Origin of the sequence: Comamonas thiooxydans (genome assembly GCF_000964545.1) — a bacterium.
Taxonomy (GTDB): Bacteria; Pseudomonadota; Gammaproteobacteria; order Burkholderiales; family Burkholderiaceae_C; genus Comamonas; species Comamonas thiooxydans.
This window is the reverse complement of sequence record NZ_BBVD01000007.1, coordinates 70,819-94,552: the sequence shown is the minus strand read 5'-3', so window position 1 is coordinate 94,552 and position 23,734 is coordinate 70,819. Positions and strand designations below refer to the sequence as shown.

The 23,734-nt window shown below is 64.5% G+C and carries 20 protein-coding genes and 1 pseudogene; 10 read left to right on the top strand and 11 right to left on the bottom strand.

From position 1 onward, the window contains the following. Positions 1 to 11: 11 nt before the first annotated feature. Genes Cth01_RS11175 through Cth01_RS11160 form a run of 4 tightly spaced genes read right to left on the bottom strand, consistent with a single transcriptional unit; the run spans position 12 to position 4,977 of the window. Complete coding sequence (locus Cth01_RS11175; protein WP_045839240.1) at positions 12 to 1,817, bottom strand: feruloyl-CoA synthase; 1,806 nt, start codon at positions 1,815 to 1,817, stop codon at positions 12 to 14. Between the two features lie 20 nt (positions 1,818 to 1,837). Then, entirely contained in the window at positions 1,838 to 2,785 is a 948-nt protein-coding gene (locus Cth01_RS11170) for a 3-hydroxyacyl-CoA dehydrogenase NAD-binding domain-containing protein (protein ID WP_045839405.1), read from the bottom strand. Then, entirely contained in the window at positions 2,782 to 3,990 is a 1,209-nt protein-coding gene (locus Cth01_RS11165; RefSeq protein WP_045839239.1) for an ABC transporter substrate-binding protein, read from the bottom strand. The genes Cth01_RS11170 and Cth01_RS11165 overlap by 4 nt, the downstream gene beginning before the upstream one ends. A 48-nt stretch (positions 3,991 to 4,038) precedes the next feature. Next, positions 4,039 to 4,977 carry a beta-keto acid cleavage family enzyme gene (locus Cth01_RS11160; RefSeq protein ID WP_034351455.1) on the bottom strand — a complete coding sequence of 313 codons (939 nt, stop codon included), beginning with the start codon at positions 4,975 to 4,977 and terminating at the stop codon, positions 4,039 to 4,041. A gap of 113 nt (positions 4,978 to 5,090) precedes the next feature. On the opposite strand from Cth01_RS11160, the gene Cth01_RS11155 reads away from it, so the two are divergent. Beyond that, positions 5,091 to 5,813 carry a Crp/Fnr family transcriptional regulator gene (locus Cth01_RS11155; protein WP_045839238.1) on the top strand — a complete coding sequence of 241 codons (723 nt, stop codon included), beginning with the start codon at positions 5,091 to 5,093 and terminating at the stop codon, positions 5,811 to 5,813. Here the strand turns inward: Cth01_RS11155 and Cth01_RS11150 are convergent. Next, complete coding sequence (locus tag Cth01_RS11150) at positions 5,810 to 6,739, bottom strand: LysR substrate-binding domain-containing protein (protein ID WP_012836702.1); 930 nt, start codon at positions 6,737 to 6,739, stop codon at positions 5,810 to 5,812. The genes Cth01_RS11155 and Cth01_RS11150 overlap by 4 nt on opposite strands. A gap of 134 nt (positions 6,740 to 6,873) precedes the next feature. Here Cth01_RS11150 and Cth01_RS11145 point away from each other — a divergent pair. The 8 genes and pseudogenes from Cth01_RS11145 (at position 6,874) to Cth01_RS11110 (ending at position 15,695) form a co-directional block, all read left to right on the top strand. Further along, positions 6,874 to 7,876 (top strand): annotated as a pseudogene (locus tag Cth01_RS11145) (Bug family tripartite tricarboxylate transporter substrate binding protein). A 22-nt stretch (positions 7,877 to 7,898) separates the two neighbouring features. Further along, entirely contained in the window at positions 7,899 to 8,789 is an 891-nt protein-coding gene (locus Cth01_RS11140) for an HTD2 family dehydratase (RefSeq protein ID WP_034382831.1), read from the top strand. A gap of 61 nt (positions 8,790 to 8,850) precedes the next feature. Next, on the top strand, positions 8,851 to 10,017 hold the full coding sequence (locus Cth01_RS11135; RefSeq protein WP_034406895.1) for an acyl-CoA dehydrogenase family protein: 1,167 nt from the start codon (positions 8,851 to 8,853) through the stop codon (positions 10,015 to 10,017). A 171-nt stretch (positions 10,018 to 10,188) separates the two neighbouring features. Continuing rightward, a complete protein-coding gene (locus Cth01_RS11130) occupies positions 10,189 to 11,382 on the top strand; it encodes a CaiB/BaiF CoA transferase family protein (RefSeq protein WP_034382835.1) in 1,194 nt (397 codons plus the stop codon). Positions 11,383 to 11,416: 34 nt separating this feature from the next. Next, positions 11,417 to 12,781 (top strand): MmgE/PrpD family protein, encoded by a 1,365-nt coding sequence (locus tag Cth01_RS11125; protein ID WP_034393314.1) that lies wholly within the window; start codon positions 11,417 to 11,419, stop codon positions 12,779 to 12,781. A gap of 91 nt (positions 12,782 to 12,872) precedes the next feature. Next, the gene (locus tag Cth01_RS11120; RefSeq protein WP_034351468.1) at positions 12,873 to 13,871 is read left to right on the top strand and encodes a tripartite tricarboxylate transporter substrate binding protein BugD; all 999 of its coding nucleotides are present in this window, start codon (positions 12,873 to 12,875) and stop codon (positions 13,869 to 13,871) included. Positions 13,872 to 13,893: 22 nt separating this feature from the next. Next, on the top strand, positions 13,894 to 14,766 hold the full coding sequence (locus Cth01_RS11115; RefSeq protein ID WP_045839237.1) for an HpcH/HpaI aldolase/citrate lyase family protein: 873 nt from the start codon (positions 13,894 to 13,896) through the stop codon (positions 14,764 to 14,766). 71 nt (positions 14,767 to 14,837) lie between these two features. Further along, the gene (locus tag Cth01_RS11110) at positions 14,838 to 15,695 is read left to right on the top strand and encodes an SDR family NAD(P)-dependent oxidoreductase (protein ID WP_045839236.1); all 858 of its coding nucleotides are present in this window, start codon (positions 14,838 to 14,840) and stop codon (positions 15,693 to 15,695) included. Between the two features lie 19 nt (positions 15,696 to 15,714). Here Cth01_RS11110 and Cth01_RS11105 read toward each other — a convergent pair whose 3' ends face one another. The 5 genes from Cth01_RS11105 to Cth01_RS11085 all read right to left on the bottom strand — a co-directional run bounded on the left by Cth01_RS11105 (position 15,715) and on the right by Cth01_RS11085 (position 21,113). Beyond that, positions 15,715 to 16,347 (bottom strand): GIY-YIG nuclease family protein, encoded by a 633-nt coding sequence (locus Cth01_RS11105; RefSeq protein ID WP_045839235.1) that lies wholly within the window; start codon positions 16,345 to 16,347, stop codon positions 15,715 to 15,717. A gap of 18 nt (positions 16,348 to 16,365) precedes the next feature. Next, a complete protein-coding gene (locus Cth01_RS11100) occupies positions 16,366 to 17,136 on the bottom strand; it encodes an ABC transporter ATP-binding protein (protein WP_045839234.1) in 771 nt (256 codons plus the stop codon). After that, positions 17,133 to 17,894, bottom strand: coding sequence for an ABC transporter ATP-binding protein (locus tag Cth01_RS11095; protein WP_045839233.1), 762 nt, complete (start codon positions 17,892 to 17,894; stop codon positions 17,133 to 17,135). Before Cth01_RS11095 ends, Cth01_RS11100 begins: the two co-directional genes overlap by 4 nt. Beyond that, entirely contained in the window at positions 17,891 to 19,816 is a 1,926-nt protein-coding gene (locus Cth01_RS11090; RefSeq protein WP_034382851.1) for an ABC transporter permease, read from the bottom strand. The genes Cth01_RS11095 and Cth01_RS11090 overlap by 4 nt, the downstream gene beginning before the upstream one ends. 94 nt (positions 19,817 to 19,910) lie before the next feature. Beyond that, positions 19,911 to 21,113: an ABC transporter substrate-binding protein gene (locus Cth01_RS11085; protein ID WP_034382852.1), complete on the bottom strand. Its 1,203-nt coding sequence runs from the start codon at positions 21,111 to 21,113 to the stop codon at positions 19,911 to 19,913. Positions 21,114 to 21,510: 397 nt separating this feature from the next. On the opposite strand from Cth01_RS11085, the gene Cth01_RS11080 reads away from it, so the two are divergent. Beyond that, positions 21,511 to 22,284 carry a ferredoxin--NADP reductase gene (locus Cth01_RS11080; protein ID WP_003059561.1) on the top strand — a complete coding sequence of 258 codons (774 nt, stop codon included), beginning with the start codon at positions 21,511 to 21,513 and terminating at the stop codon, positions 22,282 to 22,284. 105 nt (positions 22,285 to 22,389) lie between these two features. Here Cth01_RS11080 and Cth01_RS11075 read toward each other — a convergent pair whose 3' ends face one another. Continuing rightward, the gene (locus tag Cth01_RS11075; RefSeq protein WP_012836717.1) at positions 22,390 to 23,370 is read right to left on the bottom strand and encodes a YihY/virulence factor BrkB family protein; all 981 of its coding nucleotides are present in this window, start codon (positions 23,368 to 23,370) and stop codon (positions 22,390 to 22,392) included. Positions 23,371 to 23,734: the final 364 nt, after the last annotated feature.

Genomic DNA, 23,734 nt, shown 5'->3' with positions numbered 1-23,734 from the left:
CTGTTATGGTTTTAGCTGTTGCAGCGAATGACCGATGCATCCTTTGAAGCGAACAGACGTCGCACCGCATCGGCGCGCCGCGTCAGCACCGCGCGCTGGTTGACGTAGCCCTTGTCGGTGATCTCTCCGGCCTCCGCGTCCGGCGGATCGGCCAGCACCAGCGCACAGCCGGGGCTTTGCGAGCTGCCCGCGCCTGCGTCGCGCTGCTCGTGCATCACGCGGCGCAGTGCCTGTGCCAGGGTTTCGGGGGCGGCAGCGCCTGCGGGCGTGGCAAACACCAGCAGACCCAGCTCGTCGCGGTCGTGGCCTGCGATGACGATGTCCTGTACCCATGGCGCCAGGCGCGACACCAGTTCCACGCGCAGCGTTCCCACCGAGACCCAGGTGCCGCTGGAGAGCTTGAAGTCCTCGGCCACGCGGCCGTTGAAGATGACGCCGCGCTCGGGCCGCTGCTCGTCCACGACGAAGCCTGCGTCGCCGATGCGGTAATAACCTTCCTCGTCGAAGGCCGCAGCCGTTTCGCGCGGTGCGTCGCGGTAGCCGGGGAAAACCGACACGCCCTTCACGCGCATTTCCTGCTTGTTGCCGTTGGGGACGAACTTGAGCTCCAGCCCGGGCAGCGGCGCACCTATGCAGCCTGCGCCGTCGAGCTGCCAGTGGGCCGAGGTGATCGCGGGCGAGGTCTCGGTGCAGCCCCAGGAAGTGGTCAGCCACAGGGGGCGGCCCGGGCGCACGCGCTGGGCCACCGCCTCCAGTCGCTTCCAGGTCGAGGGGGCCAGCGCCGCAGCTGCGTAGAAGGCCAGGCGAAGGCGCGAGAGCATGTCCGCCGCCAGCGCGTCGTCGGCCTCCATCAGCGGCAGCACCATGTCGAAGCCGCGCGGCACGTTGAACCACAGCGTGGGGCGGACTTCGCGCAGATTGCGCACCGTCTTCTCGATCAGACCCGGTGCGGGCCTGCCCTCGTCGATGTAGAGCGTGCCGCCGTGCGCCAGTACCAGATGCAGGTTGTGGTTGCCGCCGAAGGTGTGGCTCCAGGGCAGCCAGTCCACGAGCACGGGCTTTTCATGCTCCAGGAAGCGCCAGGTCTGCGCCATTTGCTGCTGGTTGGCGCACAGCATGCGGTGCGTGTTGATGACGACCTTGGGCGTGCCTGTGGAGCCCGAGGTCAGCAGGTATTTGGCATGCGTGTCGGGCGCGATGGCCTCATAGGCGGTGTGCACGGCGGCCGTCTCGGGTCTGGCCATGAGCGCCCCGAAATCCAGCCCGCCAGGCCAGTGCGGTGCATGTGCGCTGAAGACGCAGGGCGCGCGGGTTTCGCAGGCCGCCAGCGCCGGTCCGTACAGACGCGCGTCCGATGCGTAGATCAGCGCGGGCTGCAGCACCTGGAGCATCTGGCGCAGCCGCCCGAAGTCGCGCGCCGTGCGCGAGTAGGCACTGGACAGCGAGCAGGCTGCCCGGCCCACGTGCATGGCGGCCAGCATCAGCACCGCGTGATCGATGGCATTGTCCGACAGGATGAGCACAGGGCCGGGGGGCAGATCCAGGTCCAGCAGCCCCTGGGCCGTGCGTCCCACGGCCTCGCGCAGCTCGCCCCAGCTCAGCATGCGCCAGCCGCTGCCGTCGGGCGTGCGCTCGGCCAGGGCCGGCGCCTCGGGTGTTTCGCGCGCCCAACGCTCCAGCCACTCGCCCACGCAACGTGCATAGGGCTTGAGCGCCACGGGCGATCGCAGCACGAAGCTGCCGTCGTCGAGATCGATGCGCAGGCTTCGCGGCGGGGCCACCTGCTGCGGATCGGACAGGAAGTCTATGGCTTGCATGCATGCTCCTTTATGTGGGCTCAGAACAGCGAGCCCTGGGCCTTGGCACGTATCAGGTCGGTCAGCAGGTCGTCGCGCGTGCGCTCCAGCTCCTCCTCGCGGCGCATGCCGCGCGCCTCGGCCACGCCCTGCACCACATGAGCCTTGAGCGCCTCTGTCATGGCCGGATTGCCAAGATCGCGCCACCAGCTTTCGATGGGGCCGCCCAGGTGCTCCAGCAGATGCTGCATGCCGCCCTGTCCGCCAGACAGATGCAGGTTCATGAATGGCCCCATCAGCGCCCAGCGCAGGCCGGGGCCGTGGGCGATGGCCGTGTCGATGTCGCTGACGCTGGCCACCCCCTGGTCAACAAGGTGAAAAGCCTCGCGCCACAGCGCGGCCTGCAGGCGGTTGGCGATGTGGCCAGCGATCTCGCGCCGCACATGAATGGGGCGCTTGCCCAGCGCTGCGTAGAAGTCCATGGCGCGCTGGATGCTGTCTGGCGAGGTGGCATCGCCACCACCCACTTCCACCAGCGGAATCAGGTGTGGCGGATTGAAGGGATGGCCCAGAACCACGCGCTGCGGCGTCTTGCAGCGTGCCTGCATGCCGCTGACCGGCAGACCCGAGCTGCTGCTGGCCAGCAGTACCCGGGGTGGTGTGGCCGCGTCCATGCGCGCATAGAGGTCCGCCTTGAAGTCGGCGCGTTCGGGGCCGCTTTCCTGCACGAAGTCGCAGCCGTCCAGCGCACGCTCAAGTTCGGCGTCGAAGCGCAGACGCTCGGGAGAAGCTCCATCCGCCAGCCCCATGCGTTGCATGGTCGGCCAGTGGCGCTGCACCGCTTCGCGCAGGCGCTGCTCGGCGCCGGGTGCTGGATCGGTGGCCGTCACATCCAGGCCGCGCGCCAGGAAGAACGCTGCCCAGCTGGCACCGATCACGCCGGTGCCGACCACGGCCACGCGCCGTATCACGGGTACGGCTGCGCTCATGATGTCTTCCATTGCGCGCAGCGCGTCTCGGCGCGTGTGGTCCAGGCGGCCTCGCCTCGGATGGTCTCGACCACCTTGTAGTAGTCCCAGGGCTCTCTGGATTCGGCCGGCGTCTTCACCTGCATCAGATGCATGTCATGCACCATCAGGCCGTCGGCGCGCAGCCAGCCATCCTTGACGAACATGTCGTTGAAACGGGTCTTCCTGAGCTGTTCCATCACCTTGGTGCCATCGTCCGTGCCCGCGGCCTGCACGGCCTTGAGGTACTGCAGCGTGGCGGAGTAGTCGCCCGCATGGAATGAGGTGGGCATGCGCTTGTGCTTGTCGAAGAAGCGCCGCGCCCATGCGCTGGCCTCGGGGCTCTGGTTCCAGTACCAGCTGTCGGTCAGATACATGCCCTGTGCTGTCTTCAGGCCCAGGGCGTGCACGTCCTGAATGGTGATGATCATGCCCGCGAGCTTCATCTTCTGCGCCAGCCCGAATTCCGCCGCCGACTTGATGGCGTTGACCGTGTCGCCGCCTGCGTTGGCCAGGGCCAGTACATCGGGCTTGGCCGCCAGAGCCTGCAGCATGAAGGACGAGAAGTCGCTGGCGCCCAGCGGGTGCTTGACCGCACCGGCCACGTTGCCGCTGCCGGCCTCAAGCACCTTGGCGGCATCGGCCTGAAGCGCATTGCCGAAGGCATAGTCGGCCGTCACGAAGAACCAGCGCTTGCCGCCGCTCTTGAGCACGGCGCTGGCCGTTCCGCGCGCCATGGCCACCGTGTCGTAGGCATACATGACCGTGTAGGGCGAACACTGCTCGTTGGTGAGGCTGGAAGCACCCGAGCCGACCACGAAATAGGGCTTGCGCTTATCGCGCGCCACGCCCGCCATGGCAATGGCCGCGCCCGAGTTCACGCCGCCGATCAGCATGTCGAAGCGCTCCACGTCGAACCATTGGCGCGCCTTGGCTGCGGCGATATCAGCCTTGTTCTGGTGGTCGGCCGCCACCAGCTCGATCTTCTTGCCGTTGATGGCTCCGCCCATGTCGGCGATGGCCATGCGTATGGCCTCTGCGCCTGCCGGTCCGTCGTAGTCGCGGTATACGCCCGACATGTCGCTGATGAAGCCTATGCGTATCACATCGTCCGAAATCTGAGCTGCTGCCGTGGCCGCACCGGCCAGCGTCACGGCGCCGGACAGGGCCTTGCATGTGAAGTTCATGATGCTGTCTCCTCGTTGTTGTGCGAACTGTGCTGCGTCGTGTGCTGCTCAGGCAGCCTGTGCCATGGCGGCGGGCGCGAACGCGGGCAGCGGCATGCCGCCGCGTTGCAGCCCCATGATCTGACGCGCTTCCTCGGGTGTGGCGGGCTCCATGTCGAGCTCGCGGATCAGGCGCACGATGCGCTCCGTCAGCTGCACATTGGTGGCCAGTTCGCCCTGGCGGTAGTAGAGGTTGTCCTCCAGGCCCACACGCGCATGGCCGCCCAGCAGCAGCGCAGCCACATTGGCCTCCAGCTGTGAGGGGCCGATGCCGCTGACGCAGAAGATGCTGTTGGCGGGCAGAACGTCCACCATCTGCTGCAGATAGCGCGGCGAGAACGGCATGGCGTTCTGGAAGTTGCGGTGGACGTTCATCACCAGGTTGATGAAGTGCGGTGCGGCATCGTGGTCTTCCTCGATCAGCGTGGTCACGTCCTGCAGGATATGGGTGTGTGCGAAGACTTCCCACTCTGGCTTGATGCCGCGTGCCTTCATGCCTACGGCCAGCTCGCGGCCCCGGGACAGCGGCGTGTCCATGAGGATCTCGCGCCCGCCGAAGCTCAGGTTCAGCGTGGTCGCATCCAGCGTGCACATCTCGGCGCCTGCGTCCATGCCCTTGATGCGTTCCTCCCAGGCGATTTCCCAGCGCCCGCCCTGCAGCTCGCGCACCATGTCGCCGTGCACGCCACCACCCGTGGAGTTGTTGATCACGATGTCGCAGCCCGCAGCGCGGATGCGGGTGTTGATGTCGCGGTAGATGTCGGCATTGCAGGTGGCGCCGTCATCGGGGCGGCGCGCATGGATGGCAGCCACGCTGGCGCCCGCATTGCAGCAGCGCACCACGTCCTCGGCGATCTCGTCCGGCTGGGTAGGGAGATGGGGGTTCTGCGATTTGTGGGCCATGCCGCCCGTGGGGGCAATGGTCACGATCACTTTGCGCTTGCTCATGGCGTCTCCTGATGCGTGGGGTTGGGTCGTCAGCTATTATTTTTTTCACCCCTGCACGAATCAGTCGTTGCGATGACATTTGACCTCGGGGTAAGTACGCAAGGAGCTTCACCATCGCCCGCCATCACCGCTCAACGGCCGCGGCCCGTCCCACCCTCGATGAACTGCTGTCTGGCTCGGCCTGGTTTCCCGCGCTCGACGTTGCCGTGCGCGAACGCGTGCGTGCCGAGATGCGCGAGGTGGACCTGCCCGCGGGCACTGCGCTGTGCCGTATGGGAGATGCGCCTCGGCACTGGTATGGCGCCATCGAAGGGCTGCTCAAATGGTCGGTGAGCAGCGCCGACGGTCGCTCGGTCACGCTGGGAGGTCTGTCGGTGGGCAGCTGGTTCGGCGAGGGAACGGTGCTGCGCGGAGTGGCGCGCACGGCGGACGTGATCGCTCTGCGAGACAGCCGCGTGGCCTTGATGCCTGCCGAGGTCTTTGAATGGCTGCGCGGCAGCGAGCGCAGCTTTGAAGCCTTTTTGCTGCGTCAGATCAACGAGCGCATGCACTGGTTCCTGGGCAACTTTGCGGCCCACCATCTGCTCGATACCGACAGTCAGGTGGCGCGTGCACTGGTAGGCCTGTTCCACACCTGGCTGCATCCGGGAAGCGACCCGCGCCTGCGGGTGTCCCAGGAGGAGATCGCCAACCTCTCTGGCCTGTCGCGCCAGCGCTGCAACGCAGCGCTGCGGCGCCTGGCGGCGGCCGGCCTGATAGAGATCGAATACGGCGGCATCACCGTCATCGACCTGCCGCGGCTGCGATCACGCGTGCTCGCCGCGGCGTCGTTCTAGCGGCCAGATTCGCTCTGCGTCACGTTGCTCTCGCCGTGCTCATGGTAGGCAGCGATGGCGTCCATCAGTTCCTGCAGCTGGACCGATACCTGCTGTTCCTCGCGCACCAACATATAGCGGGGGCGCACTGCCCAGGCGTCGGTCAGCGGCACGCGGCAGACGCGCGGCAGGCCGCGGTAGCGCTGGGCCACGGTCTCGGGAACCACGGCCACGCCAACGCCTGCCGCGACCATGCGGCACATCGAGTCGAAGCTGGACAACTGTATGCGCAGCTTCAGCGTGGTGCCCAGTTGCTGGCTCAGCCGCTCCAGAAAGGTCTGCAGCGTGCTGCCACGGTGCATGCCCACAAAGCGCTCGTGCAGCACATCGGCAAAGGCCACGCTGCTCATGTCCGCCCAGCGCGCTGTGTCGGGGGTCACCAGCACCAGCCGGTCGGTGCTGAAATGCAGCACGCGCAGGCCGTGCGTGTCCACCTCGCCAGCCACGATGCCCAGGTCGGCGCGGCCGTCGCGGATGTCGGCGGCAATGCCGGCATTGGGGCGCTCCTGCAGATCCACGCTGATGTGCGGGTGCTGGGTGAGGTAGGCCGCAAGTATGTCGGGCATGAACTCCGTCACGGCCGTGGTGTTGGCGAATACGCGCACATGGCCGCGCAGGCCCGCGCCGTACTCCTGCAGGTCGGCTTGCAATTGCTGCGAATGCTGCAGCATGGCGCGCGCATGGTGCAAAAAGGCCTCGCCGGGTGCCGACAGTTTTACCCCTCTAGCCTCTCGTATCAGCAAAGGCATGCCGGCCTGCTCCTCCAGTGCCTTGACACGTGCGCTGGTGGCTGCAAGCGATAGGTGAGATTGTTCAGAAGCCCTTGTCAGGCTTCCTGTCTGTGCTATCAAAACAAAGAGTCTTAAATCCTTGAGATCGAATTGCATGGCGGCTCATGGTTTATGCCAATCAAGTCAAGGCTTCGGAAAAACAAAAGGCTTGATTCCAATATCAGAGATTGTGCACAGAGCTGGCGCCAGCGAGCATAGGGCTATCAACCCCAAAAGAGGAGACAGTCGCCGTGCCAGTCCGATCAGCCCCGCCCTCCACTCCAGCGGTATCGCGCCGCAGCCTCTGCGCCGGCGCCCTGCTGACTCTGGGCCTGCCGACCTGGGCGCAGACCTCCTATCCCGCCCGCCCCATCGTGCTGGTGGTGCCCCAGGCAGCGGGCGGAACCAATGACATCGTGGGCCGTATCGTGGCGCAGAAACTGGGCGAGAAGCTGTCCGTGGGCACGGTGGTCGAGAACCGTCCCGGTGCGGGTGGCAACATCGGTACCCAGGCCGTGGCCAAGGCCGCCAGGGACGGCCATACATTGCTGATGACCATCAGCAGCAGCCAGGCCATCAATCCCGCACTCTACAAGTCGCCGGGCTTCGATCCGGTGGGCGACTTCACGCCGGTGAGCATGATCGGCGCCGTGCCCAATGTGCTGCTGGCGCATCCATCATTTCCTGCCCGGACTGTTCCCGAGTTGCTGGCCCTGGCCAGGTCCAAGCCCGGTGAATTGCAATATGCATCGGCAGGCAACGGTACGCTCAACCACCTGCTGGGCGAGATGCTTAACCAGATGGCCGGCGTGCAGCTGCAGCATGTCCCCTACAAGGGCGTGGCGCCGGCACTTAACGATGTGCTGGGCGGGCAGCTACCGCTGCTGTTCGGCAGCCTGCCGTCCACGCTGCAGTACATCAAGTCGGGCACTGGCGGTCAGCAGTGCAGCGCGCTCGCCCTTGCTGCCTGACGTGCCCTCGCTGGGTGAGTTCGTGCCTGGCTACAACGGCACGCTGTGGATTGCCCTGTTCGCGCCGCGCGGCCTGCCGCCTGCGGTGATGAGCCGGCTGCGCGAAGGCATGCAGCAGGCCATGGCGGACAAGGACATGCGCGCCCAGTTGCAGGCCCAGGGCGTGGAGCTTGCGGGCACGCCAGAGCGTCAAGTCACGCCCGACGAGCTGGCTGCCGTCCTCAAGCAGGACATCGCCAAATGGGCGCATATCGTGAAGACCTCCGGCGCCACGGTGAACTGAATCCCTTCCAGCACTTCCATCCATGAACCCGAACACTGTCCAGATCGACGCAGCCGCGCTGACCAAGCTCCAGTCTTGGCAGGCGCGCAGCGAGACCATGTCCGACATCATCACCGCCGCCCCGCTGCGTGCCCTCTCGGCCACGCTGGACCGTGACGACCCCGCGCCTGAGGATGGCTCAGCCGTGCCAGCGCTATGGCACTGGCTGTACTTTCTGCAGCATGCGCGCCAGAGCGAGATAGGTCCCGACGGGCATGCGAGGCGCGGCGGCTTTCTGCCGCCCGTGCCGCTGCCGCGCCGCATGTGGGCGGGCGGGCGGCTGCGCTGGGAAGCGGGCAATCCGCTGCGTGTGGGGCAGCAAGTGCAGCGCGTCTCCACCATCCGCAGCGTGCAGCACAAGACCGGACGCTCGGGCGAGTTGCTGTTCGTGCTGGTGGAACACCGGTTCTCGAACCAGGACGGTCTGGCGCTGACTGAAGAGCACGACATCGTCTACCGGGCCGCTGCAAGGCGCGGCGACCCGGTGCCGCCACCGCAGCAGCCGCCGCTCGCGGGCCAGGCTGCCTGGTCGCGCACCATCGTGCCCGATGACGTTCTGCTGTTTCGCTACTCGGCGCTGACCTTCAACGGCCACCGCATCCACTACGACCGCCGGTACGTGACCCAGGTCGAGGGCTACCCGGGCCTGATCGTGCATGGTCCGCTGATTGCCACGCTGCTGCTCGATCTGCTGCGCCGCCAGGTGCAGGGCGCCAGGGTGGTCGCGTTCGACTTCAAGGCCTTGCGACCGACCTTCGACCTGCATCCTTTCAGCGTGCACGGAAAGCCGCGCGAGGACGGCAGGACCATCGACCTGTGGGCGCAGGACCACGAAGGGCTTCTGACCATGCAGGCCACGGCCACAGTGGCTTGAAGACTGAAACCCATAGCTGATAGCGCTTGCTGGACAAGCGTTTGTCGCCAGAAGGCTTGAAATGATCGAACACACCAGCTCCAACAACCACCATGAGATCCGCGATGCCATCCGTGCGCTGTGTGCGGAGTTTCCCGACGAGTATTTCCGCAAGATCGACGAGCAGCGCGTCTACCCCGAAGCCTTCGTCAACGCGCTCACGCAGGCAGGCTGGCTGGCCGCGCTGATTCCGCAGGAGTACGGCGGCAGCGGCCTGGGCCTGACCGAGGCCAGCGTCATCATGGAGGAAATCAACCGCTGCGGCGGCAACTCGGGCGCCTGCCACGGCCAGATGTACAACATGGGCACACTGCTGCGCCATGGCTCGCCTGCGCAGAAGGAGAAATACCTGCCGCGCATCGCCTCGGGCGAATGGCGGCTGCAGTCCATGGGTGTCACAGAGCCCACCACGGGCACGGACACCACCAAGATCAAGACTAGCGCCGTGAAAAAGGACGGGCGCTATGTGATCAACGGCCAGAAGGTCTGGATCAGCCGCATCCAGCACAGCGACTTCATGATCTTGCTGGCGCGCACCACGCCGCTGGCAGAAGTGAAGAAGAAAAGCGAGGGCATGTCCATCTTCATGGTCGATCTGCGCGAGGCCGAGAAGAAGGGAATGACCGTGCGCCCCATCCTCAATATGGTCAACCACGAGACCAACGAGCTGTTCTTCGAGGATCTGGAAATTCCCGAGGAGAACCTGATTGGCGAGGAAGGAAAGGGCTTCAAGTACATCCTCGACGGCCTGAACGCCGAGCGCACGCTGATCGCGGCCGAGTGCATAGGCGACGGCTACTGGTTCCTGGACCGTGTGACGAATTACGTGAAGGACCGCCAGGTGTTCGGCCGTCCCATCGGCCAGAACCAGGGCGTGCAGTTCCCGATCGCCGATGCCTTCATCGAGGTCGAGGCCGCCAATCTCATGCGCTGGAAGGCCTGCGAGCTGTTCGATGCGAACCAGGCCATGGGTGCTCAGGCCAATATGGCCAAGTATCTCGCGGCCAAAGCCAGCTGGGAGGCCGCCAATGCCTGCATCCAGTTCCACGGTGGCTTCGGCTTTGCCTGCGAGTACGACGTGGAGCGCAAGTTCCGCGAAACCCGCCTCTATCAGGTGGCGCCGATCTCCACCAACCTGATCTATTCCTATGTGGCCGAGCACATCCTCGGGCTGCCCCGCTCGTTTTGATGTGCGACACCCCCCTGAGGCGCTGCGCGCCTTCCCCCCGCTCTCGCGCTGTGCGCGGGCAGGGGGACGACAGCCTCGCTGCGGGGCGGCGCGGCCGGCCCAGGCCCTTGCTTGTTGTCTCTGAGGTGGGCCATGCCCGGCGTGCCTTGGACTGCGCTATGGAAGACCGACATGACTGAAAAAAAACGACCCCTCGACGGCATCACCGTCGTTTCGCTGGAACATGCGGTGGCTGCGCCTTTCTGCACCCGCCAGCTCGCCGATCTGGGGGCGCGCGTGATCAAGGTGGAACGTCCGGGAAGCGGCGACTTTGCGCGTGGCTACGACCCGCGCGTCAACGGCCAGTCCTCGCACTTCACCTGGATCAACCGCAGCAAGCAAAGCCTGGCGCTCGATCTCAAGCGGCCCGACGCACTGGAGGCTCTGATGCAACTGCTCGAAGGCGCCGACGTGCTGGTGCAGAACCTGGCGCCCGGCGCGGCCGCGCGCATGGGTCTGTCCTGGGAGGTGCTGAAGGCCCACAACCCCAGGCTCATCGTCTGCGACATCAGCGGCTATGGCGCCGACGGTCCCTACCGCGACAAGAAGGCCTACGACCTGCTGATCCAGAGCGAGGCGGGGTTTCTATCGGTCACGGGCACGGAGCAGGTTCCGTCCAAGGCCGGCATCTCGGTGGCCGACATCGCGGCCGGGATGTACGCCTATACCAATGTTCTTTCTGCCCTGCTGCTGCGAGGCCGTACGGGCGAGGGCAGCCATATCGACGTCTCCATGCTGGAGGCGCTGGGCGAGTGGATGGGTTACCCCATGTACTACGCCTGGGACGGCGCGCCACCGCCGCCGCGCACGGGCGCATCGCATGCCAGCATCTACCCCTATGGCCCCTTCGAGGCGGGCGACGGCGGCACGGTGATGCTGGGCCTGCAGAACGAGCGCGAATGGAAGCTTTTCTGCGAGCAGGTGCTGCTGCAGCCTGCGCTGGCCAGTGATGCTCGTTTCGACAGCAATGCGCAGCGCAACGCCAACCGCGAGGAGCTGCGAGCGCTGATCCTGGATGTGTTCAACGCGCTGGATGCCGCCCAGGTCGTGCAGCGGCTGGACGCGGCCGGCATTGCCAATGCGCGAGTCAACGACATGGCCGGCCTGTGGGCCCATCCGCAACTGGCCGCGCGCCAGCGATGGTGCAGTGTGGGAACGCCGGCCGGGCCGGTGCAGGCACTGCTGCCGCCCGGCGCCAACAGCGCCTTTGACTATCGCATGGACGCCGTCCCGTCCGTAGGCGAGCACAGCGAGGCCATCCTGGCCGAGCTGGGCTGGTCGGGCAAGCGCATCCGTGCTCTGTACGCCGAAGAAGCAACTCTGTGAAAGCTGTGCGCAGAGTATGCGCGGGAGTGATTCCATGAAGAACGAGACCCAAGTGAGCATTCATCCGCTGGCCCGGTTCGCGGCCACGCTGTGCTGGGAGGATGTCCCACTGCAGGTGCAGCGCCGCGCCGAGGATCTGTGGGTGGACTGGTTCGGCTCCGCTCTCGCCGGCCAGAACGCGCGCCCCGTGCAGAGCATCACGCGCTTTGCTCTGTCGCAGGGACCTGCCGCGGGCCCTTGCGAGATACTGGGCAGTGCCGCCACCAGTTCCCCGCTGATGGCGACCCAGGCCAATGCCGCTGCTTCGCATGTGGCCGAGCAGGACGATGTGCACAACGGCTCGGTGTTCCATCCTGCCGCCGTGGTCTTCCCGCCCGCACTGGCCGTGGCGCAGAGCCTTGGTGCCAGCGGCGTCGAGCTCATGCAGGCCTGCGTGGCCGGCTATGAGGTCGGCATCCGGGTGGGCGAGTTTCTGGGCCGCAGCCACTACCGCATCTTCCACACTACGGCCACGGCCGGCACGCTGGCGGCGGCTGCCGCCGTGGGCCGTTTGCTCAAGCTGACGCCCGAGCAGATGCAGCATGCCTTCGGCTCGGCCGGCACGCAGTCGGCGGGGCTGTGGGAGTTTCTGCGCACAGGCGCCGACAGCAAGCAGCTGCACACGGCGCATGCTGCCTCAGCAGGACTGACGGCCGCCTTCCTGGCGCAGGACGGCTTCACAGGCGCGCAGGACATCTTCACGGGGCCGCAGGGACTGGCGGCAGGCATGTCCACGGATGCCGACCCGGCACGGCTCAGCGACGGGCTGGGCACACGCTGGGCCACGGCCGAGACCTCGTTCAAGTGGCATGCCTCATGCCGCCACACCCACCCGGCCGCCGATGCGCTGCTGCAGGTCATGCAGCAGCACGGCCTGGCGCCCGTCGACCTGGCCCAGGTCACCTGCCATGTGCACCAGGGCGCCATCGATGTACTCGGCCCCGTGGTCAGGCCGAGCACCGTGCACCAGAGCAAGTTCTCCATGGGCACCGTGCTGGCGCTGGCGGCGCGTCACGGCCACGCTGGGCTGACGGAGTTCGACCGCGACTATCTGGCACAGGAAACCGTGGAACTGCGCGACAAGGTGAGCATGGAGCTTGATGCCGAGGTCGACGCGGCCTATCCCCGGCGTTGGATAGGCAAGGTCAGCGTGCAGACCACGGATGGCCGTTTGCTCAAGGGCCGTGTCGACGAACCCAAGGGTGACCCCGGCAACACGCTGTCGCGCGAGGAAATCACGGCCAAGGCGCTGCGGCTGATTGCCTATGGCGGGGTGTTGCAGGACGCGCCTGCCAAGGCGGTCGTGCAGCGGCTGTGGCAGGTCGCGCAATGGCCGCGTGTGCGGCATCTGCTGGACTGAGTTTTCCCGCCGGTCCCGGCCGGCGGATCCAAGGGAAAGGCGCCGTCACAGAGCGCCTCCCGCTTCCACCAAAGTGCACAGGAGACAAACCATGCAAAGCACAAACCCTTTCCGCCGCCGCCTTGTTCACGCAGCGGCCGCCGCCTGCGCGCTGGCGGCATGCGCCGGCGCCCAAGCCAGTTCCTGGCCGGAGAAGCCGGTTGTCCTTGTCGTTCCCTACAGTGCGGGCGGACCTACCGACGTGGTGGCGCGCCTGCTGGCCATCCCCATGGGACAGGTGCTGGGCCAGAGCGTGCTGGTGGAAAACACCGTGGGAGCGGGCGGCACCATCGCACCGGCCCGCGTAGCCAAGGCCAAGGCGGACGGCTACACCATCCTCATCCACCACATGGGCATGGCCACGGCGCCGGCGCTGTACAAAAAGCTGCCCTACGACCCGCTCAAGGACTTCGAGTACATCGGTCAGGTGCTGGACGTCCCCATGACCCTGCTGTCGCGCAAGGACTTCCCGGCCAGCAACTTCGCCGAGCTGCTGGACTACGTGAGGAAGAACCAGGACAAGGTCTCTCTGGCCAATGCTGGCATCGGTGCCGTGTCCCAGTTGTGCGGCATGCTGTTCATGCACCAGGCGGGCGTCAAGCTCACCACCGTGCCCTACAAGGGCGCGGGCCCGGCCATGAACGACCTCATGGGCGGTCAGGTGGACTTGCTGTGCGACCAGACCACCCAGACCGTGCCCGTGATCAAGGACGGCCAGCGAGCCAAGGTCTTCGGCGTGACCACGCCCAAGCGTCTGTCGTCCCTGCCCAGCATTCCGACGCTGGACGAGCAGGGCCTCAAGGGCTTTGACGTCAAGGTCTGGCACGGCATGTACGCGCCCAAGGGTACGCCCAGGGAGGTGGTCATGGCCATCAACAAGGCGCTGAACGTGGCCATCAAGGACGAGAACGTCAAGAAGCGAATTGCCGAACTCAGCTCTGACCTGGTGACGCCTGAGAAGGCCACGCCCGAAGGCCTGCGCACCCACCTGCAGGCCGAGGTCGCGCGCTGGGACAAGGTCATCAAGGCGGCCGGCGTCTCGGCCGAATAAGCACTCCCGCAAGGACATACGCATGCACGATCTGGCACGACAGGCCACCTCCTTTCTTTTCATTCCTGCCACGCGCCCCGAGCGCCTTGGAAAGGCCATGGGCAGCGGTGCCGACATGGTGATCGCCGACTGGGAGGACGCCGTGGCACCGGCCGACAAGGAGGGCGCGCGCCAGGCGCTGGCCCAGGCCGTGGAAGCGCTGGAAGGCGCGCAGCGCGCACGCCTGCTGGTGCGCATCAACGCGGAAGGAACACCCTGGCATGCCGAGGACCTGCGTGCGCTGGCGCAACTGGTGGAGATGGGCGTGGCCGGTGCAGTGGTTTCCAAGGCAGAGCGTGCCCAGACCCTGCATGCGGTGGCCCGGGCTGCTGGAGCGCAGGCGGCCTTGCTGCCTCTGATCGAGAGCGTGGCCGGACTGGACGCCGCTGCTGCTCTGGCTGCCGCTCCTCAGGTGGTGCGGCTGGCCTTCGGCCATCTGGACTTCCAGGTCGATGCAGGCATGGCCTGCGGCCAGGACGAAGAGGAGCTGCTGCCCGTGCGCATGGCCCTGGTCCTGGCCTCGCGCCGCGCCGGCATTGGCGCGGTCGTGGACGGCGTGACCGTAGACATGTTCAACCCCGAGCGCCTGGCACTGGACGCGACGCGCGCCAGGCGCATGGGCTTTGGCGGCAAGCTGTGCATTCACCCGGCCCAGGTGCAGCCGCTGCACGCTGTCTTCGACCCCGACACCGCTGCAGTGACCCAGGCGCAGCGCCTGAGCCTGGCACTGGCCGAGGCCGGCGGCGGTGTCTGTGTTCTGGACGGCCGCATGGTCGATGCGCCGGTGCTCCACATGGCACAGCAGACATTGGCTCGTCACGCCCGAGCACAGCAGCGCATGCATCGCAAGACATAGTCTTATCAGACGTTGCCGGGCGCTGCGGTTTGCTCCAGATTCATGCTGCTTCAAGACACAAAGGAAAGAGCATGAACCAGGCTTTGGTATGTGTGGTGACGGGGGCCAGTCGTGGCGTGGGCCGGGGTGTGGCGCTGGCGCTGGGTGCGTCGGGTGCAACTGTCTATGTGACGGGGCGCAGCGTGAAGGAGGGCGACTCGCCGCTGCCGGGCACGGTAGGCAGAACAGCTGCCGATGTGACGGCAGCCGGCGGCCACGGCATTGCCGTGGCCTGTGACCATGGCGATGATGTCCAGGTGGCGGCGCTGTTCGAGCGTGTGCGTTGCGAGCATGGTCGGCTCGACATTCTGGTCAATTGTGCGATTGCGATTCCCGATGCGCTGACCGTTCCCGGCCCCTTCTGGCAGAAGCCGCTGGAGATGACCGGGCTGCTCGATGTGGGTCTGCGTTCCACCTACGTGGCCAGTCATTGCGCGGCCGGCCTGCTGATCGCGGCGCGTGGCCTGGTGGTCAATATCTCGTCGGCAGGCAGCCGCTGCTATATGCATGGGCCGGCTTATGGCGCGGGCAAGGCCGGCACGGACAAGATGAGATTCGACATGGCCCACGATTTCAAGCCTGCCGGCGTGAGTGTGGTTTCGCTCTGGCCCGGACTGGTCAGGACCGAGCGCTCCGAACGCGTCTGCGCGGCCGAGCCCGACAAGTACGGCGACAGCTTCGACAGCGCCGAAACGCCGCAATTCATAGGTCGGGTGGTACTGGCCTTGCATGGCGATGCCGACTGTCTGGAGCAGCGCTCCGGCGGCGTGTTCTATACGGCCGAGCTGGCCAGCGAGTACGGCGTGCAGGATATCGATGGCGCGCAGCCGCCGTCGCCGCGCGCCTACTTCGGCGCGCCACCGGAGTTCAGTCCGGTGGTGGTGGAGTAAGACAGCCGTTGGAGGGCACCTACTCAGCCTCCAATTCGGCATACCAGTCTTCGTAAATTTCCTGTACGGTTTTTCCGTTGAAAGACCAGAACGGCGAAGGCTGCAGGGAGTAGCCGTCGTGAAGCCCGTGCACTTTGCGTGTTGCAGAGGTCAAGGAGCATTCCTGACCTTCATGCAGCACTGTTTTGGCTCCTTGCACGGTGACTTGGGCATCGCCATTCTTGTGAATGAGAACGCTGCCGATAGGGATCTGAAGCTCGGTGAAGTCCAAGCGTGGGCGGCGCTTCTTCATACTTTCAGCTGCTTGCAAGTCCGCCTTGGTGGCATCGGCTTCGATCACGCTTTCGACCTCTTGCGTGGCATCTTCTACATGCAGCAGTTTGAGAATGGAAATGACGCGGTCGGGCTCAATGCGAAAGAATTCCCGATTGGTGTTGATGCGTACATTGCCGAACGCATGGTGAAGTGCTTTTTCCACTTCCAGGGAATTGGGCACACGGCAGGCAAAAGCGCAATCAAACGGCACGGGAACCCCGGTGCTGAACAACTGCTTCATTCGTCCATCAACTTCTTCCAGCGTGGTTCTTCCAATTTTGACTAGCCCCGGCATGGCAGGGTTGGTCAGAACGTACACAATTTGCAGGCCACTCATCAACGCATCTCTCTCGCTTCAAATACCCAGATATTTCTGGCGAATTGTCACATCGCTGGCCAGTTCGGCCATGCTGGCTGCGTGCACGATCTGGCCCTTTTCCAGTACATAGGCCCGGTCGGCCACGACCTCGGCAAACGGCAGGTTCTGCTCGCTGAGCAAGATTCCTATGCCCTGCGCCTTCAGCTCCAGAATCGTGCGCGCCATCTGCTCGACGATCAGCGGAGCAACCCCCTCGGAGGGCTCGTCCAGCAGCACCAGACAGGGCTGGCCCATCAGCGTGCGGGCCACGCTCAGCATCTGCTGCTCGCCACCGCTCATGCGCCCGCCCAGGCGGTCAGGCATCTCGCCCAGGTTGGGGAAAAGCGCAAACAGTTTTTCGGGCGTCCAGTGCGGAACGGCCTGGCCATCGGGCCAGCGGCGAGGCTTTTGCTTGCCGACCTCGAGGTTTTCCAGCACCGTCAGTTCGGTGAAGATGCGGCGATCCTCGGGCACATAGCCCAGGCCGCGCTGCGCGATCTGGTGCGAGGCCTTTTTTTCCATCGCCTCACCCATGAAGCGGATACTGCCCTCGCGGCGCGGCACCAGAGCAGCAATGCTTTTGAGCGTGGTGGACTTGCCCGCGCCATTGCGCCCCATCAGCGCCACGACCTCGCCGCGCCCCACGGACAGAGATACCTGATGCAGGATATGGGCCGCGCCATACCAGGCGTTGAGGTTCTGGACTTCAAGCAATTTGGGGCTCTTGCTTTTATCCATCAAGCGCTGGTTGCTATGCATTTGATTCATTGCTGTTTTTCAAGAACGAGGCCGGTACCGAGGTAGGCCTGCTGCACGCGCGCATCGTCGCGAATGGCTTGCGGCGTACCTTCGGCCAGCAACTGGCCGCGCACCAGCACGGCCACGCGATCGGCCTGACCGAAAACCACGTCCATGCTGTGCTCGGTAAACAGCACGCCCATGCGGCGCTGCTGCGCAATCTGGCGCGTCAGCTGCATCAACGCGACACGCTCGCCCGGGGCCATGCCGGCCGTGGGTTCGTCCATGAGCAGCAGCAGCGGATCATGGGCCAGCGCCATGGCCAGCTCCACTCGCTTCACATCGCCATAGGCCAGAGTGCTGCAGGCTCGATCGGCCTGAGCCGCCATGCCCACCTGCTCCAGCAGTGCCAGGGCGTCGGTACGCCGGTGGCTGGCGGCACGCGGCCACCAGCTGAAGATCCTGCGATCGGCCGACAGCAAAGCCATCTGCACGTTTTCCACCACGCTGAGCGAGGCAAAAGTCTGTGCAATCTGGAAGGTGCGTCCCACGCCCTTGCGCCAGATGGCGCGCGGCGGCAGGCCGGTGATGCTCTGGCCGTTGAGCAGCACCTGGCCGCTGTCGGGCGGCAACTGGCCGCCGACCATATTGAAGGTGGTGCTCTTGCCGGCACCGTTGGGGCCGATCAGGGCCAGCAGCTCGCCGGCCTGCAGGCTGAATGAGACCTGCTGCACGGCCTTCACGCCGCCAAAGGCCTTGCTGACGTTCTGTACCTGCAGCAGCTTCATGTCCTTGCTCCTGCTTTGTCCTTGGCGCATACCTTGCCACATGTGCGCGACCACAGCAGCTGCGCATAGCCTGCAATGCCCTGCGGTGCCAGCAGCACCAGAATCAGCATGGTCGCCCCCATCAGCGCGCGCCAGTATTCGGTGTTGCGTGCCACGGTGTCGTGCAGCCAGGTAAAGGCGGCCGCGCCCACCACGGGGCCGGCCAGTGTCTGCACGCCGCCCAGCAGCACCATGACCAGTGCATCCACCGATTTGGTGACCGACATGGCGTCGGGCGCAACGCCGCCCTTGCTGAAGGCAAACAGCGCTCCGGCCAGACCGGCAAACAGCCCGGCGATCACGAATGCCGTCCACTGAATGCGTCGCACGTCGATGCCGATCGCATCGGCCCGCAGCGCCGAGTCGCGCGATGCGCGCAGCGCATAGCCCAGCGGCGAAAACAGCAGGCGGCGCAGCAGATAGATGCCAAGCGCGCAGATGCCCAGAGCCAGCCAGTAGAACGCCGGGCCCTGCGATGCCCATTCGGGGGGCCAGACGCCGGTCAGGCCGTTGCTGCCGCCCGTGAAGTCATCCCACTGAAAGACGATGGCCCAGCTGATCTGCGCAAACGCCAGCGTCAGCATGGTCAGATAGACGCCCGACAGCCGCACGCAGAACCAGCCATAGAGCAGGGCGCCCGCAGCGGCGGCCAGGGGGCCGAGCAGCAGCGCCGCTTCCATGGGCAGATCCAGCGTACGCACCAGTAGTGCCGCACCGTAGGCACCGAGGCCAAAGTAGGCCGCATGACCGAAGGAGTGCATGCCGCCGGGCCCGAGTATGAAGTGCAGACTGCTCGCGAACAGTGCGGCGACAAAGATGTCGGCCAGCAGCACGGTGGCGTAGCTGCCGCCTTCGACGTCGCTGGCCATCAGCGGCAGCAGCACCAGCAGGGTCAGCAGGCCCAGCCATGCGGCTGCTGCTCCACGGCCAGCAGGATGTAGCGGTTGTTCGGGCTCGCCAGCGCTGCGTGCCAGCGCCTGTGGCTTGCCCAGCAGGCCCCAGGGCCGCCAGATCAGCACCACGGCCATGACCAGGAACTCCACCACCAGCGTGAGCTTGGAGAACGACAGCTCAAGACCCGCGATCTCCTGCATGCCCAGCCAGATGCAGACGGCTTTGAGCTCTGCCACCAGCAACGCGGCAATGAAGGCGCCAGGTATGCTGCCCATGCCGCCGACCACGACCACCACAAACGCGGCGCCAATGGTGAGCATGTCCATCTCGAGGCTCGCAGGCTCGCGCGGCAGCTGCAGCGCTCCGCCCAGGCCTGCCAGCAGCGTACCCAGTGCGAAGACGGCGGTGAACAGCCAGGCCTGGTTGACGCCAAGGGCGCCCACCATTTCGCGGTCCTGCGTGGCGGCACGCACCAGGGTGCCAAAGCGGGTCCTGGTCAACAGAAGCGTCAGGCCCAAAAGTACGCAGGGACCGACCGCTATCAAGAAAAGATCGTAAGTGGGGAACTGGCGGCCCAGAATCTCCACCGAGCCTTCAAGCCCTGCGGCACGCGGGCCGAACAGTTCCTCGGGGCCCCACAGCCACAGCGCAGCATCCTTGATGACCAGTACCAGCGCAAACGTGGCCAGCAGCTGAAACAGCTCTGGCGCCTTGTAGATGCGACGCAGAAGCAGTGTCTCGGTCAGCGCCCCCAGTGCGCCGCAGGCCAGCGGAGCCAGCAGCAGCGCTGGCCAGAAGCCGATATGGGGCGAGAGCCGGTCCACGCTGCTGTAGGCGATGAAGGCGCCCAGCATATAGAACGAGCCATGGGCGAAGTTGATGGTGCGGGTGACACCGAAGATCAGCGACAGCCCGACCGAAACCAGAAACAGCGACGATGCGCTGGCCAGTCCGTTGAGCAACTGGGCCAGCAGGCCGGATGCACTCATGCTGCGTAGCTCCTGAAGCTCGACATAGTGTGTTCAGAGATGAAAAAGCCACCTGCTGCAGTGCAGGTGGCCTGGTATTTTCGCCGATGCGAAATCAGTTCGCTGTCGCGGGGCGCAGCTTCTTCACTTCCTCGTCCGTGGGCTGGTAGTTCTTGCCGTCGGCATAGTGGTAGTTGACCAGCACGCCGCGCCCCAGCTTCTCGTCATAGGCGGTTTTGCCGATATAGGCGCCCATGGTGGACTGGTTGTCCTGTGCCCGGTAGGTGATGGGGCCGAAAGGCGTGGCGACTTCCAGGCCCTTGAAGGCCGCAATCAGTTTCTCGGTGTCGGGATCGCCCTTGGTCTTGCGCAGGCCCGCAGCAATCGACTGGATGGCGTTGTAGCCCACGATGGTGCCCAGACGCGGGTAGTCCTTGAACCTGGCCTGATAGGCCTTGAGGAAGGCTGCGTGCTCGGGGGTGTTGATGGAATACCAGGGGTAGCCGGTCACGGTCCAGCCGATAGGCGCTTCCTTCTTGAGCGGATCCAGGTATTCGGGTTCTGCCGTCAGCAGGCCCACGACTTCACGACCCTTGAACAGGCCGCGTGTATTGCCTTCGCGCACGAACTTGCCCAGGTCGGTGGCGAACAGCACGTTGAAGATGGCATCGGGCTTGGCGTCAGCAAGCGCCTGCACGACGGAGCCGGCGTCGATCTTGCCCAGCGCAGGTGCCTGCTCGGCCACAAACTCGATATCGGGCTGCTTGGCCTTCATCAGCGTCTTGAAGGTGGCAACCGCGGACTGGCCGTATTCGTAGTTGGGGTAGACGATGGCCCAGCGCTTCTTCTTGAGCTTGAGCGCTTCCTCCACCAGCATGGCGGTCTGCATATAGGTGGAGCCGCGCAGACGGTAGGTGTAGTGATTGCCGTCAGCCCAGACGATCTTGTCGGTCAGCGGCTCGGAGGCGAGGAAGAAGCGCTTTTTCTGCTTGGCGTAATCGGTCAGTGCCAGGCCCACATGCGAGAGAAAACTGCCCGTGAGCACATCGATCTTTTCGCGCGTGTAGAGCTCTTCGGCGGCACGCACGGCATCGCCCGGCGTGGCGTTGTCGTCGCGCACGATGAGCTGCAGCTTCTTGCCGGCAATGCCGCCTGCGGCATTGACCTGTTCAACCGCCAGCTCCATTCCCTTCTTGTAGGGCTCCAGAAACGCGGGTTGGGCCTTGTAGCTGTTGATTTCGCCAATCTTGATCACGCCCTGTGCCCAGGCGGGCAGGGCGGCCAGTGTCAGCAGGGGCAGGGACCAGCGCAACTGCATTGTCATTCTCCTCGATGCTAGGTGGGCGACCATGGCCTGAGACACAGGGTCGCCGCAATTACTAATGCTCAATCTGAGCATTTATATAGACAAATAAAGCGCTTGTTCAAAGCGCGTGGGGAATGATCCTAGAGCAGCGTTTTCCCTGAGTCAAGAACGGCGGGCAGTTTTTCGTCGATACCGCGGTATCGGACAGCTTCATTCTGCTTATCACTATTCGATCTCAAGACATTGATGGGTGATTCACCCGTTTCTGTGCAATTGCCGGACAATATAGGTCTTGTCCCGCTTGGCAACCGGCAGCCAACGCGCTAGCAGCCCTGACCTGCAGTGCCCCGCCACCGCCCAGCATTTGCCGCGCAGGTTTTCTGCTTAGAGTTTTTATTTCAGACGAATCATGAGTGCTTTTCTTGAAGAACGCGTGCTGTCCGTCCACCACTGGACCGACCGTCTTTTCTCCTTCACCACCACCCGCGACACATCGCTGCGCTTTTCCAACGGCCACTTCACCATGATCGGCCTGAAGGTGGATGGCAAGAATCTGCTGCGCGCCTACTCCATCGCCAGTCCCAATTACGAAGAGCATCTGGAGTTCCTGTCCATCAAGGTACCCGAAGGCCCTCTGACCTCCAAGCTGCAGAACATCCAGGTGGGTGACACCATCATCGTGGGCAAGAAGCCCACGGGCACGCTGCTGATCGACTATCTGCTGCCCGGCAAGAATCTGTATCTGATCGGCACGGGCACCGGCCTGGCTCCCTGGCTGGCTGTGGCGCGCGACCCCGAGACCTATGAGCGTTTCGACAACGTGGTCGTGGTGCATGGCGTGCGTCAGGTGCAGGAGCTGGCCTATCAGGAGCTGTTCGAGAAGGAATTGCCCGAGCACGAATTCCTTGGCGATATCGTCAAGGGCAAGCTGCACTACTACCCCACGGTGACACGCGAGCCCTTCCGCAACCAAGGGCGTATCTCCGCCCAGATCAACAACGGCACCTTCCCGCAAAACCTGGGTCTTCCCGATCTGAATCCCGAGACCGATCGCGTCATGCTGTGCGGCAGCCCCGCCATGCTGTCCGAACTCAAGGAGCTGCTGGAAAAGCGCGGTTTCAAGGAAGGCAACACCACCACGCCCGGCGACTTTGTCATTGAGCGTGCGTTTGTGGAAAAGTGATTCCACCTCGCCCCGAGCAAAAGGCCTGCATCAGCAGGCCTTTTTACATTGTCGACATGGCGCAGATGGTTGCGAGCCCAGGTATGGCAGTCGATCTCGGCGGCTTCATATGTTCTCCCCTGCATTTTCGGGAAGACGCTGCACATCCATGGGGGTGGCGCTGGATGGCTTGCGCGAGACAAACGGGATGCCCAGCTGGACCTTGGATTTGCTGCAGGCCTTGGCCGTGGCGGCCGAGAACAGCAGGATGGCCGAGGTGAAATAAAACCACATCAGCACGACCACCAGCGAGCCGGCTGCGCCATAGGCCGATACCACGGCGGCGGTGGACAGATACCAGGCCAGGGCCTGCTTGCCTATGGTGAACAGCGCGGCACCCGTCAGCGAGCCCAGCAGCAGGTATCTGGTGACGGGTTTGATGCCGGTACCCATGCGCATCAGGCCCCAGAACAGCAGCACCGCAATGCCGAAGGACAGGCCTTCGTTGATCAGTCCCATCAGCGGGCCCAGCGGCACAAGCTGCAGCTCGTCATTGGCCCATTTGGTGATCATCTGGATGGCGGTCGAAAGCACCATGGACACCAGCAGCAAAAAGCCCAGGCCCACGACATAGCTCAATCCCCACAGACGTGAGATGGCCATGCTCCACCAGGGCTTGTTCTCCTGCGGGCGAGACTCTTCGCCCATGGACCAGAGCTTGTCCAGCGAAGCCTGCAGCTCCACAAATACACCGGTGGCGCCCGAGAGCATCATCACCAGACCGAGTACGGACGCGAGCGAGCCCTGATTGGCATTCTGGGCGCTGGCCAGAGCGCTCTTGACGACCTGTGCTGCGCGCTCCCCGACCACGCTCTGTATCTGGCTGATCAAGGTGCTTTCCACATAGCTGCGATCCAGCCACCAGCCGAGCAGCCCCACGACGGCCAGCAACAGCGGCGCCAGGCTCAGCATGCCGTAGAAAGACATGGCGGCACTCATGCGCAGACCGTCGGCCTGCAGCCAGAGCTGTACGGAGTCGATCAGCGGTTGCAGGGGGTGGGCGAGGCGTCGCAGCTTGTGCTGCCAGCCGGAGGTATCAAAAGCCATGTGTCGAATTCTGGTTGCTGAACCATGGTGGTTTTGTCAGCCTATGTCTGCTGGCAGTGAGTACAGGCAAATATTTTGTAATTTCCGCCTGCATTCTGGCAACTCTGCCATGGTGGTCGATTTCAGCGGTTTCAAGTTTTCATCCTTTATCCGTTGAGCGATGAATGCTCACTTTTTTGAGTTGTGAATTCAATTTCGACGGCTTCTTTAAAGAAAGCACATCGGGGTTTTCTCTAGTCAACTACGCTTGGCGACTCCCTGTGTGTCGTAGTTCAATCCGGGTTTGCACCAGTCAAAGTGCAACCATTGAACTACAAAAAAATGCCATCCCTCTTCAAGAAGGCTGGCAAGACGAGACACATTA